Source organism: Bacteroides sp. CAG:189 (genome assembly GCF_000432295.1).
Taxonomy (GTDB): Bacteria; Bacteroidota; Bacteroidia; order Bacteroidales; family Bacteroidaceae; genus Bacteroides; species Bacteroides salyersiae.
On record NZ_HF991028.1, the window covers coordinates 1 to 13,105 of the forward strand.

At 46.3% G+C, this 13,105-nt stretch carries 12 protein-coding genes; 7 read left to right on the forward strand and 5 right to left on the reverse strand.

The window, feature by feature from the left end; genetic code table 11:
* Nucleotides 1-183 precede the first annotated feature (183 nt).
* Nucleotides 184-1,122, forward strand: coding sequence for a ribose-phosphate pyrophosphokinase (locus QVP90_RS05195; RefSeq protein ID WP_005932052.1), 939 nt, complete (start codon nt 184-186; stop codon nt 1,120-1,122).
* Between the two features lie 267 nt (nt 1,123-1,389).
* Here the strand turns inward: QVP90_RS05195 and QVP90_RS05200 are convergent, their stop codons facing one another.
* The 5 genes from QVP90_RS05200 to QVP90_RS05220 all read right to left on the reverse strand — a co-directional run bounded on the left by QVP90_RS05200 (nt 1,390) and on the right by QVP90_RS05220 (nt 7,715).
* A complete protein-coding gene (locus QVP90_RS05200) occupies nt 1,390-2,541 on the reverse strand; it encodes a hypothetical protein (protein ID WP_021935841.1) in 1,152 nt (383 codons plus the stop codon).
* Nucleotides 2,542-2,629: 88 nt separating this feature from the next.
* On the reverse strand, nt 2,630-3,913 hold the full coding sequence (locus tag QVP90_RS05205) for a M16 family metallopeptidase (protein WP_264381148.1): 1,284 nt from the start codon (nt 3,911-3,913) through the stop codon (nt 2,630-2,632).
* Nucleotides 3,914-3,928: 15 nt separating this feature from the next.
* Nucleotides 3,929-4,681, reverse strand: coding sequence for a 3-deoxy-manno-octulosonate cytidylyltransferase (gene kdsB / locus QVP90_RS05210; RefSeq protein WP_021935843.1), 753 nt, complete (start codon nt 4,679-4,681; stop codon nt 3,929-3,931).
* A gap of 291 nt (nt 4,682-4,972) precedes the next feature.
* Complete coding sequence (locus tag QVP90_RS05215) at nt 4,973-5,371, reverse strand: 2-amino-4-hydroxy-6-hydroxymethyldihydropteridine diphosphokinase (protein ID WP_021935844.1); 399 nt, start codon at nt 5,369-5,371, stop codon at nt 4,973-4,975.
* Between the two features lie 7 nt (nt 5,372-5,378).
* Nucleotides 5,379-7,715: a transglycosylase domain-containing protein gene (locus QVP90_RS05220; protein ID WP_021935845.1), complete on the reverse strand. Its 2,337-nt coding sequence runs from the start codon at nt 7,713-7,715 to the stop codon at nt 5,379-5,381.
* 609 nt (nt 7,716-8,324) lie between these two features.
* On the opposite strand from QVP90_RS05220, the gene QVP90_RS05225 reads away from it, so the two are divergent.
* The 6 genes from QVP90_RS05225 to glyA all read left to right on the forward strand — a co-directional run bounded on the left by QVP90_RS05225 (nt 8,325) and on the right by glyA (nt 13,034).
* Nucleotides 8,325-8,471: a hypothetical protein gene (locus QVP90_RS05225; protein WP_264380862.1), complete on the forward strand. Its 147-nt coding sequence runs from the start codon at nt 8,325-8,327 to the stop codon at nt 8,469-8,471.
* Nucleotides 8,472-8,559: 88 nt separating this feature from the next.
* Nucleotides 8,560-9,498 (forward strand): aspartate carbamoyltransferase, encoded by a 939-nt coding sequence (pyrB, locus tag QVP90_RS05230; protein WP_025819039.1) that lies wholly within the window; start codon nt 8,560-8,562, stop codon nt 9,496-9,498.
* A 98-nt stretch (nt 9,499-9,596) separates the two neighbouring features.
* Complete coding sequence (pyrI, locus tag QVP90_RS05235) at nt 9,597-10,058, forward strand: aspartate carbamoyltransferase regulatory subunit (RefSeq protein ID WP_007480897.1); 462 nt, start codon at nt 9,597-9,599, stop codon at nt 10,056-10,058.
* Nucleotides 10,059-10,197: 139 nt separating this feature from the next.
* Nucleotides 10,198-10,764 carry a flavin reductase family protein gene (locus tag QVP90_RS05240; RefSeq protein ID WP_005932065.1) on the forward strand — a complete coding sequence of 189 codons (567 nt, stop codon included), beginning with the start codon at nt 10,198-10,200 and terminating at the stop codon, nt 10,762-10,764.
* A 119-nt stretch (nt 10,765-10,883) separates the two neighbouring features.
* Nucleotides 10,884-11,648, forward strand: coding sequence for a porin family protein (locus tag QVP90_RS05245; RefSeq protein ID WP_394798210.1), 765 nt, complete (start codon nt 10,884-10,886; stop codon nt 11,646-11,648).
* 105 nt (nt 11,649-11,753) lie between these two features.
* Complete coding sequence (gene glyA / locus QVP90_RS05250; protein WP_021935846.1) at nt 11,754-13,034, forward strand: serine hydroxymethyltransferase; 1,281 nt, start codon at nt 11,754-11,756, stop codon at nt 13,032-13,034.
* The last annotated feature ends 71 nt before the right edge of the window (nt 13,035-13,105 follow it).

Below are 13,105 nucleotides of genomic sequence, written 5' to 3' on the forward strand. Positions count from 1 at the left end.
CACATTGATCACATTGGCATATTGGCACATTATTCACCGGCCCGTTATTCTTTTCGCAAATCTACAAATATTTCCTGTGAAATAAGAATGAATATATATTTTTTCTACAATAAGTCTTTTAGATTGTCGGGAGATTTCATACCTTTGCACGCAAATTAACAAATAGGTAACAACTATTATAAAATGAGCGAAAAAGCACCCTTTATGGTATTCTCGGGAACCAATTCGAGATACCTGGCAGAGAAAATCTGCGCCAGCCTCAATTGTCCTTTAGGAAACATGAACATCACCCATTTTGCAGATGGCGAGTTTGCTGTTTCTTATGAAGAATCAATCCGTGGTTCACATGTATTCCTGGTTCAATCCACATTCCCTAACTCAGACAATTTAATGGAACTGCTCTTGATGATAGATGCGGCAAAAAGAGCATCGGCAAAGAGCGTAATTGCGGTTATTCCTTATTTTGGTTGGGCACGTCAAGACAGAAAAGACAAACCTCGCGTCTCTATCGGCGCTAAACTGGTGGCCGATCTGCTTTCGGTGGCCGGCATCGACCGTTTGATAACAATGGACCTTCATGCCGATCAGATTCAGGGATTCTTTAACATACCGGTAGACCACCTGTATGCGTCGGCTGTATTCCTGCCTTATATACAGTCATTACACCTTGAAGATCTGGTTATTGCCACACCGGACGTGGGTGGTTCCAAACGTGCAAGTACATTCTCTAAATATCTGGGTGTGCCTTTGGTGCTTTGCAATAAATCGCGTGAAAAAGCCAATGAAGTAGCTTCCATGCAGATCATCGGTGATGTGAAGGGTAAGAATGTAGTATTGATTGACGATATTGTAGATACGGCCGGTACCATTACGAAAGCTGCCAACATTATGCTGGAAGCCGGAGCCGCATCTGTCCGTGCTATTGCCAGCCACTGTGTAATGTCAGATCCGGCATCTTTCCGTGTGCAGGAATCCGGTCTTACCGAAATGGTATTTACCGACAGTATCCCCTATGCTAAAAAATGCGCTAAAGTGAAACAGTTAAGTATTGCCGATATGTTTGCCGAAACAATCAAACGTGTGGTAAATAACGAATCAATCAGTTCACAGTATATTATTTAGTAGTCAAGTAGTAAGTAGGCAAGTAGAATGGATTCATTCTGTGACTATTTATTACTTGATTCTTTTTGAGATATATTTGATCTTAAGATATGAGAAAGCCAACTGATTCATTGCGGAATTAGTTGGCTTTCATTTTATTTGTAAATTTGATTGATCTATCTGACCTATTGATTATTTCTTCTGTACTGCTACCCCATTTACGGAGTATCCCCTACTTACTACTTAACTACTCTACTACTTGACTACTTTCTTGACTACTTTCTTGACTCATTCCAGCCTTCCGAATTTGTATGTTCCTTTCCGGGTTACTTCTCCTTTGCTGTTCTTTTCTACAAACGGGCCGTGTTTTTTACCTTGTTTGAAAAAGCCTTCATAGCGATTTCCGTCTTTATCTTCCTGGATACCTTTTCCTTCTTCCAGGCCGTTTACAAAGCCGCCTTTGTATTTCATTCCGTTGGTGAGGATTAATATTCCTTCTCCGTTGGGCTGGTTGTTTTCCCATTCCCCCTCATAGCTGTCGCCGTTGCTCCAGGTGTATTTTCCGTGCCCGCTACGTTTGTTTTCTTTCCAGTGACCTTTGTATACAGCTCCGGTAGCCCAAGTGAATGTACCTTCGCCATCCTGCATGCCGTTTCTGAAATTGCCTACGTATTTGTCGCCGTTGGCATGGTAGTAAACACCGGCTCCGGTACGTTCGCCTTGAATATACGCACCTTCGTAGCGGTCGCCTCCTAAATAGAATACGCCCTTGCCATGTTGCAGATCGTCTACCCAGTCGCCTACATATTTTTCTCCGTTGGTATATTCGAATGTACCTTTGCCTTCGCGGACATCATTCTTCCATTCTCCGTCGTATTTGCAGCCGTTGCTCCAAGCCAGCACCCCTTTACCGTCTTTCTTGTCGTTTTTCCAGGTTCCTACATATTTGGAGCCGTCTTTCCAGGTATATGTCCCTTCGCCTTCGCGCTTGTCATTCACCCAGTCGCCTTCATAAACATCCCCGTTGTGATAATACATGATACCCTTTCCGTGCTGGTAGTCTTGAAACCACATACCATCGTAGCGGTTGTTGTTCATGAAGTAGAAAATACCCTTTCCGTGCTGTTGGTCCTGAAACCACTGGCCTTCATATTTCTCTCCGTCCGGGAAGATATAGGTGCCGAAGCCCTCTCTTTTCCCTTTTACGTATTCGCCTTCGTAGACATCGCCATTCTTGAAAACGGTTTTCCCTTTACCGTTAGGCTTTCTGCCTTTCATCTCTCCGGTGTATACGGAACCGTCTTTGAACGTATAGTTTCCGATTTTGATTTCTGTGGAGAAGGTGTCTTTTATTTTACCAAAGACCCCCCCCTTGCTTTGCGCCACAGCGCCTTCTTGAGAGAGAAAAACCAATATGAGTGCAGTATATAGATATTTCATTGATTTATACAAATTACTGTTTACAGATTACATGTGTTGTGTACAAAGATACGATTTATCAACCAAAACATGCGACTTTGCTACCTTTTTATGATAACTTTTTACCAGCTATGACCTCTTTTAATGTCTCTTTGCACAAATAGCGATTGGCCAGTTCTCTGATCTCTTCGGGTGTGACCTCCTTGACGGCCTGCAGCGAACGGGTGAAATAAGCATCGTCCAGTCCGGAGGTATGGATAAACATCCAGGCATCTGCCAATGAGAAAGGCGATTCGTAGTTGCGGCACATTTCCCCCAACATATAATTGCGGACCATGGACAGCTCGGCTTCCGATACCGTTCCGGTATGCAACTTGTCTATTTCATGGTAGATTTCACGAATCAGAGGTTCGACGTATTCATTGTCCGTTTCCGTGCTGATAAGCAGAATACCGCTATCGGGATAGAACATGGTACCGGCCGAGATGCCGTAGGTGTATCCCTTGTCTTCCCGGATATTAGACATCAGGCGGCTGCCGAAATATCCGCCGAAGAGAGTCATCAATACCCGTAGTTTCAAGTAATCGGGGTGTTGCCGGGGGATGGTGACGGTTCCTAATTTGACGGCACTTTGCAAGGCATCGTCCTGTTCCGTGAATATCCGTTTTTCTGTAGAAGTGGAGATCGTATATTCTTTCTTAATAAAAGAATGCTGCCGGTTGCCGAAAGGAGCATCGAAAGCGGATTCTACCCGGCGGATGATTTCATCCGTGATTTTTCCGGATAAGAAAACGGCGCAATTGTCCGAATGGTAATATTCATTATAAAATTCGCGGAGCATGTCGGGGGTTACCAGCCGGTAATCCGTCTCTTCAATCAGCCGCCCGCAAGGATGCCCGGGGCCATACAATGTCTTCAGCAGGCTTCTCTGGGCAAGGAAATCCACTTTGGACGAATTGACGAGGAATTGCTGGATATTGGCATCCAGCACGGTATTCAGCTCTTTTTCCGGGAAAGTGGGTTCCTTGAGGATCGATTCTATTATTTCGAGTGTTTCTGCAAAATATTTGTTCAGGGAATACAGGGTGATATAGGCATACTCGGAAGAACTCGACAACTCCAGCCATGCTCCATAATAATCCAGTTTTTCCGCAATATCGGCGGCGGTGTATTTCCGTGATCCTTCGCGAAGTATCCGGTTGGTGAAAAGGGCTTGCAGCTTGTGTGCCTGTTGCCATCTGCCACCGGCAAAAAGAATATCCATACGAACCACGTCCTGCTCTCCGGCATCGATTATGGCAAGAGGTATGCCGTTGGAGAGTGTGGTCCGTCGGGGAAGCGGGACAGTCAGATTGTCCAGGTCCTGTATCTCGGGTTGCAGTGATCTGTTTATCATTGGTTTGTCAGATTATTTTTCGGTTTTCAGGAATGCTTCCGCGCGTGCGAGGTCTTCGGGGGTGTCGATACCGATCGTTTCCACTTCGCTGATGCCTACCTTGATCGTATAGCCATTCTCCAGCCAACGGAGTTGTTCCAAAGATTCCGCCAGTTCCAAAGAGGATTGCGGAAGAGAAGTGATCTCTTTCAATACTTCCGCACGGTAAGCGTAAAGTCCGATATGCTTGTAGAAAGTATGGCGGCGAAGCCATTCCGATTTATCCACACCACGCAGGTAGGGTATGACTGAACGGCTGAAATACAAGGCATTCCAATTGGCACTGACCACTACTTTCGGGGAGTTGGCATTTTCCAGAGCCTCCAACGGGGCATCCGCACTGAATGGTTTTACCAATGTGGCGATCTGTGTGGCGGCATCGTCAAAACAGGCTTTTATGGCATGCAGTTGCGACGGCTGGATAAAAGGTTCGTCTCCTTGTATGTTGACTATTACATCGAACCCCTGTCCTATCTTTACCATTGCTTCGTAGCAACGGTCTGTTCCGCTTTTGTGGTGCACGGATGTCATCACTACTTTTCCGCCGAATACTTTTACGGCAGCTTCGATACGTTCATCGTCTGTGGCCACGTATGCGTCGTCAAGCACACCGGCCACCTGCTCGTACACACGTTGTATCACGGTTTTCCCTCCAAGCATAGCCAATGGCTTTGCCGGAAACCGCGTAGAGGCATAACGGGCAGGAATGATTCCTAAAAATTTCATATCTTTATGTTATTTAGTAGTCAAGTAGTTAAGTAGTCAGAGTAGTTAAGTAGGATAGATTCATTCTATGAGATATCTATTTAACGGCTTGAATTATTTCAACCATTTGTCTACTTTCTACCGGATTATTTGACTGAAGATCATCTACTTACTGCTTATCTGCTTGACTACTTATTACTATTCATCTACTTACTACTTAACTACTTGATTACTTAACTACTCTCTTGGCTACTTATTACTATTCATCTACTTACTACTTGACTACTTAACTACTTGACTACTCTCTTGAGACTACTCTCCTACTTCCTCTCTTGCCAAGAGAGTGCCCAATTCTTCCACTCCTTTCTGGATATACTCCCGTCTCAGATCTTTCGGCTTCAGTATTTCATTGCCATACACCAACAAGTCTATATCCAGAGGAATTTTTTCTGCCGTCTTATCTTCGGGGCGGCGTCCGGCTTTTATTTCGATTTCTTTCAGTGCATTCACGACGGCTTCTTTTTCCATTGCAGTGACAAACAAGGCCACTTGATTGGAGAAGCGCGCGGTATTCTTTAAATATAGCGGCTCTGTCTCCATTTCTGTTGCAAAGTAGATGGAAGGAAACAGAGCATACAAATTTTGACGTGCCAGAAGAAGGTTCTCCTTCCGGTGATCATTACTGCCGATACATATGAGACAAGCACTCAAAGCAGAATCAATTAAAAAGATCGTCAAGTCCCGTATCACCGGAATCGTCATATCCTACTTCCGAACCGGCACAAGGATCAAAACCCTCGGGCAGTTGGAATTCCTCTGTCGGATCGTATCCCAAAGTAGGGTCGGCAAATACCTTGTTCATGTATTTGGCCCAAATCGGCAATGCCAAAGAAGCACCCTGTCCGTAGGTCATGGTGTCGAAATGGATATCACGTTCCTCACCTCCTACCCAGCAGCCGGACACCAGAGAGGGAATGAATCCCATAAACCAACCGTCGGAATTGGAATTGGTAGTTCCCGTCTTACCGCCCATATCGGCTGTGATGCCGTAGCGGCTGCGTACACGTCCACCGGTTCCTTCGTTGATAACGGCACGAAGCATCACCAGCATTTTGTATGCGCTCGATGCACTGATGACCTCTTCCATTTGCGGAGAGAAAGTAGCAAGCACATTACCCTCGCTGTCTTCGATGCGGGTAACGAACAGAGGGGCTACACGGATACCCTTGTTGGCAAATGCGGTGTATGCACTCACCATCTCCCCTACTGAAATTTCGCATGGGCCGAGAGCAAGCGACACGGTCGGCATGATCTCTTTGTTGCGGACACCGAAACTGTGGATCAGACGGACCATTGCATACGGATTCAGTTTACTCATCAGATATGCAGATACCCAGTTGCTGGAATTAGCCAATCCCCATTTCAGTGTGACGAGCTCGCCGTAACGTTTCTTGGTACTGTTGCGCGGCGTCCAGGGAATACCGTTTTCATCCAGTAAGGTCTGTTCCACATGACGGGTTTCGTCGCAGGGTGAGAAACCGTTTTCCATGGCATATGCGTAGAGATACGGCTTGATCGTAGAACCCACCTGGCGACGGCCTACCATGGCCATGTCATATTGGAAATAAGTATAGTTGGGGCCACCGACGTAGGCTTTCACATGCCCGTTGAACGGATTCATCGACATGAAGCCGGCACGTAGGAAATGTTTGTAATATTTAATGGAATCCATCGGAGTCATCAGGGTATCTTTTTCACCGGTCCAACTGAATACGGACATCTCTTCGGGCGTATCGAATGCCTTTTTGATCTCCGCTTCCGAAGCTCCCGCCTTTTTCATCAAGCGGTAACGGTCTGTTTGCTTTAAGGTCCTTTGCAGGATTTCGTCTACCTGCGCCTGTGTCAGATTGTTGCTGTACGGGGCTTTTGAGCGTCCTTTTTTCTCTTTGAAGAATTGTGCCTGCAACTCTTTCAAGTGCTCCTCCACCGCATCCTCCGCATACTTTTGCATGCGCGAATCGATGGTTGTATAAATCTTCAGTCCGTCTGTGTAGATATTGTAGTTCGAACCGTCTTTTTTCCGGTTTTTGGCACACCATCCGTACAGAGGGTTGGTTTCCCAATCAAGCGAATCTTCATAGAATTTTTGCATCTGCCATCCCCGGTAGTTGCTCTTGTCCGGTTTATTGGCGGTCATCACTCCACGCAGGTATTCGCGGAAGTAAGTGGCAAGGCCCTCTTTGTGATCCACCCGGTTGTAAGTCAGTTTTAATGGCAATGCCTGCAATGAATCACGTTCTGCGGCAGTGATGAATCCGGCCTTTTCTATTTGGCCGAGTACTACGTTTCGGCGTCCCAAGGCATTTTTGCGTATCTTTTCGTTCCGGAATACCGGATTGTATAGAGACGGATTCTGGCACATGCCTACCAGCATGGCGGCTTCTTCGATTTTCAGGTCTTTCGGTTCGCAGCCAAAGTAGGTCTGGGAGGCCGTCTTGATGCCGACCGCATTATTCAGAAAGTCGAACTTGTTGAGATACATGGTCAGGATTTCCTCTTTGGTGTAGTAACGTTCCAGCTTTACGGCAATCACCCATTCGATCGGTTTTTGAAGCAGGCGCTGGAGGGTGTTGCTCGCCACTTTTTCCGTGAAGAGCTGTTTGGCAAGCTGCTGCGAGAGCGTGCTGCCGCCACCGGCGCTTTTCTGCAACAAGATGCCGCGTTTCACCAGCGCGCGGAAAAGCGCTTTGGCATCGATGCCCGAATGCTCGGTGAAGCGCACGTCTTCGGTAGCGATCAGCGCATGGATGATGGCAGGTGACAGATCGGCATAACTGCTGTAAACGCGATTGTTCTTTTGCAATGAGAATGTGCCGAGCACCTTCCCGTCTTCCGAAAATATCTCGGCGGCAAATTTATAATCCGGATTCTCAAGTTCTTCCACGGGAGGCATATAGCCGATCCAGCCGTTGGAAATAGAGGTGAAAATACCCACACAGAGCAAAACTATTATTACAAGAAAAATCCAGAGGAATTTTATTATTTTTTTTATCATTATGTCTGATTACGAATTATCTGGTTATTGAATGTGCAAAGTTAGTCATAATTTAGCGAATGCGCAAAAAAAAGTGATGCTTCCGCACGGAGAAATATACAGGATGGCAGGATACCTTTCGGACGGGAAAACGCAAGGACGGTGCATACTGCTTTCAAGGATGATGCATCGAAGCTCCGGGTACGGTGCATATCGGTTTTAAGGACGGTGCATGATTACTTTAAGCGCTGTGTCCGGAGAGTGCGAATAATGTGCTTATGGAAATACGGCGGATTGCCAAACCGGATGTTGAAGTATGCAAATTTGAGAAGAAAAAAACGATAAATTCCCTACGATTATCAAGCGGAATTCCGGTTGTTTTTACAGTGTTTCTCCTCGCAAGTTCGAGGCATTTGCGAGGAGAAACGCGATCAACGAGGGGGTAGTCTCTAAGGATTTGCCCTCGAGCTGTTTGCATAACTTGCTGACACTCAATGTTGTTTTGGTTCACTAACGCGCTCGCGCGAAACGCGCGTAAAGAAGAGAAGAGAAGAATATAAATAACTCTCTCTCAAGAAAGAGTGCGTGCGAGCCGTTTTTTATTTGTTATCGAAATCAATAACAGCATCGATGAAAAAGCACCCTATATTTGCCGCATCAATCAATGCAGCCAAAAAACAGAAAAGTCATGAAAAGAAACGCATCGGTCCGGCATGGATCATTACCAATTCCTTGTGGCACGGCCAAGAGACCATCGCCGGCAGAAAAAAAGCATAACTTTGCTTTTTATTTTGTTGTGGATGCCGCATTTTATCTCTATCTTTACAGTCTGAAAACAAGTTCTATCAATATTAAAGATAACAGAATGGAAAACAGAAGTTTAGTAACCATTGCCGAACATTCGAAAGAGAAAATTCTCTATATGCTCGAAATGGCGAAGCAATTTGAACAACATCCCAACCGCCGGCTGCTCGAAGGCAAAGTAGTGGCAACCCTGTTCTTCGAACCCTCCACCCGCACCCGTCTGAGTTTTGAAACAGCGGCCAACCGGCTCGGTGCACGTGTTATCGGTTTCACTGACCCCAAAGCCACCAGCTCGTCTAAAGGGGAAACGCTGAAAGATACCATCAAAATGGTAAGTAATTATGCCGATATCATCGTGATGCGGCACTATTTGGAAGGGGCGGCGCGATATGCCAGCGAGGTGACGGCGATTCCGATCGTAAATGCCGGTGACGGTGCCAACCAGCACCCCTCGCAAACGATGCTCGACCTCTACTCCATCTACAAAACGCAGGGAACGCTCGAGAATCTGAATATTTATCTGGTGGGCGACCTCAAGTACGGACGTACCGTTCATTCACTGCTGATGGCCATGCGCCACTTCAATCCGACTTTCCATTTTATCGCTCCCGATGAACTGAAAATGCCGGAAGAATACAAGATTTATTGCAAAGAGCACGATATAAAATATGTGGAGCATACCGACTTTACGGAAGAGACGATTGCCGAAGCGGATATCTTGTATATGACCCGTGTACAACGCGAACGTTTCACCGATCTCATGGAATACGAACGGGTGAAAAACGTGTATATCCTTCGCGCCCGGATGCTCGAAAACACACGGCCGAACCTCCGCATCCTGCATCCGTTGCCCCGTGTCAACGAGATTGCCTATGATGTGGACGAAAGCCCCAAAGCCTATTATTTCCAGCAGGCACAAAACGGGTTGTATGCCCGTGAGGCCATTCTTTGCGATGTACTGGGCATCACGCTGGAAGAGGTGATGAACAGTGACAAGTGAATTAGTGACAAGCGATTAGCGACAAGAGAATTAGTGAAAGGTGACTGGCAACGAGGGAGGCCTTGCTGCCATGAATCAAAAAAAAGAAGATATAAGTTATGAACGAGAATAAACAGGCCCTGCAAGTGGCTGCCCTCAGAGACGGGACAGTTATCGACCATATCCCCAGTGAAAAGCTGTTTACGATAGTGCGATTGCTCGGATTGGAACATATGACGAACAATATCACAATCGGCTTTAATCTTGAAAGCAAGAAACTGGGAAGAAAGGGGATCATAAAGATTGCCGGTAAGTTTTTCTGTGACGAAGAGATCAACCGTATCTCGGTAGTGGCTCCGCATGTGAAACTGAACATTATCCGCGACTATGAAGTCGTGGAAAAGAGAGAGGTGCAAATGCCGGATGAACTGAAGGCGATCATCAAATGTGCAAATCCGAAATGCATTACCAACAACGAGCCGATGGCTACCCTTTTTCATGTGGTGGACAAGGACAATTGCATCGTGAAATGCCATTATTGCGAGAAAGAACAGAAAAGAGAAGAGTTTACGATCATTTAAGGATTTACGATTAGACGATTTACGATTTACGATTGGGATTACTCCTTTTGTCATTTACTCCAATTGTGATAGAGGCATGATTCATCAATCGTAAATCGTAAATCGTCCAATCGTAAATTTCGTAAATCCCATTTAATGTATGCGTGTCGACTGGAAACCGGGAACAATGATTTATCCGTTGCCTGCCGTTATGGTGAGTTGCGGAAACGATGAGAGTGAATACAACATTATTACGGTGGCATGGACGGGAACGATTTGTACGAACCCGCCCATGTGTTATATATCCGTACGCCCAGAACGCCACTCTCATTCTATTATAAAGAAGAATATGGAATTTGTCATTAACCTGACAACGGCGGATATGGCCTTTCCCACCGACTGGTGCGGGGTACGTTCCGGACGCGATTACCATAAGTTTGAAGAGATGGGGCTGACACCGGGCAAATCGACCGTGGTGGGTGCGCCGCTTATTGAAGAATCGCCGCTTTGTATCGAATGCCGGGTGAAAGAAATCCTGTCTTTAGGGTCGCATGATATGTTTATAGCCGATGTGGTGAACGTGCGTGCAGACGAACGGCACCTGAATGCCGAAACCGGCAAGCTCGAACTGGCAGAGGCCAACCCGTTGGTGTATGTCCATGGCGGCTATTACGAACTGGGCAATAAAATAGGAAAGTTCGGCTGGAGTGTAGAGAAAAAGAGATGATTGAATCAAAAAACGGACCATTTAAACTGAATAACCAAACCGGGCAATCAACCGGATTAATTAACTGAATAACCAATACCGATATGCCAATCAGAAAAAAAGAAAACCGTAAAGGCGGCATGCATCTGAAGCGACGCCCGGCTTTGCAGCTCTGCAGGGCGGTGGCGATATGGATATGCGGTATTGCCGGCGTGTGGCCTGCCTTTGCACAAAGAAACATGCAGGATATCATCGAGCGTCCCAATAACAGTAAATTCAATATCGGGGTGAAAGCCGGCTTCAATGCCTCTATGTTTCTGGTGTCGGATTTTAAGATTCAAGACGTCACGATCGACGAAATTCAGAACAATTACAGAGTCGGCTATTTCGGCGCGCTTTTCATGCGCATCAATATGAAGAAGCACTTCATACAGCCCGAAGTATCCTACAACGTCAGTAAATGCGAAATAACGTTTGATAAATTAGGGTCGCACCACCCGGATATAGAACCCGACTATGCATCGGTTATTTCGATGATACACAGCGTCGATTTCCCGGTGCTATACGGTTATAATGTGGTGAAGAACGGGCCGTACGGCATGTCCATTTTTGCCGGCCCCAAACTGCGCTACATCTGGGGAAAGAAGAACGAAATCACTTTTGAGAACTTTGACCAGAAGGGTATCGATGAACGGCTTTATCCTTTTAACATAAGCGCGGTGATCGGTGTGGGAGTCAACATCTCGCGTATCTTTTTTGATTTCCGATATGAACAAGGGTTGCACAACATTTCCAAATCGGTGACCTACGACAATATCAATTCCGATGGAAGTACAGGAGTAAGCAATATCACCTTCCGGCGGCGCGATCAGGTACTCAGTTTCTCGCTCGGGGTGATATTTTAATAGATAAATCTGGATATTTTTGTCGGATTATCATTCTTTTTCCATAAATTTGTGCGCTTAATAAAGAATCTCGCATTAAGAAACTTATTTTTATTATAAACCAGAATGAAAAGAGACGATTTAATTTTCGATATTATCGAAAAAGAGCATCAACGTCAGCTCAAAGGCATCGAGCTGATCGCATCAGAAAACTTTGTGAGTGACCAGGTAATGGAGGCAATGGGCTCCTGCCTTACCAATAAATATGCCGAAGGCTATCCCGGCAAGCGTTACTACGGCGGTTGCGAGGTGGTAGACCAGAGCGAACAGATCGCTATCGACCGGTTGAAGCAGATTTTTGGCGCCGAATGGGCCAATGTACAGCCACACTCCGGCGCACAGGCCAATGCAGCCGTGTTCCTTGCCGTTTTGAATCCGGGAGATAAATTTATGGGATTGAACCTGGCACACGGCGGACACCTTTCTCACGGTTCGCTGGTAAATACTTCCGGTATCATCTATACTCCATGCGAATATAATCTTAATCAGGAAACCGGCCGTGTAGACTACGATCAGATGGAGGAAGTTGCCCTGCGCGAACGTCCGAAAATGATTATCGGCGGCGGTTCGGCATACTCTCGCGAATGGGATTACAAACGCATGCGTGAAATTGCAGATAAAGTGGGCGCCATTCTTATGATCGACATGGCGCATCCGGCCGGGCTGATTGCCGCCGGGCTCCTCGACAATCCGGTAAAATATGCGCACATCGTCACTTCAACTACACATAAAACACTTCGCGGTCCTCGTGGCGGCGTTATCATGATGGGAAAAGACTTCCCCAACCCATGGGGAAAGAAAACCCCGAAAGGAGAGATCAAAATGATGTCTCAATTGCTTGATTCTGCCGTATTCCCCGGCATCCAGGGTGGTCCGTTGGAACACGTTATCGCTGCAAAAGCCGTGGCTTTCGGCGAATGCCTGCAACCGGAATACAAGGAGTATCAGAAACAAGTACAGAAAAATGCCGCCGTATTGGCACAGGCCCTGATTGATCGCGGCTTTACAATCGTTTCCGGTGGTACGGACAATCACTCCATGCTGGTAGACCTGCGCTCCAAATACCCTGACCTGACAGGTAAAGTAGCGGAAAAAGCATTGGTATCTGCCGATATTACAGTGAACAAGAACATGGTTCCGTTCGACAGCCGTTCGGCATTCCAGACTTCGGGTATCCGTCTGGGTACTCCTGCCATCACAACCCGTGGTGCGAAAGAAGATCTGATGCTCGACATTGCCGAGATGATCGAAACAGTGCTTTCCAATGTGGATAATGAAGAAGTGATTGCACAGGTGCGTGCACGTGTCAATAAGACCATGGAGAAATATCCGATTTTCGCATACTAAGAAATCAGACGAATAGCAAGGAGGTATCTTGCAAATGGAGGGTGTGTCAAAACTAAAATGACCACTCTAAA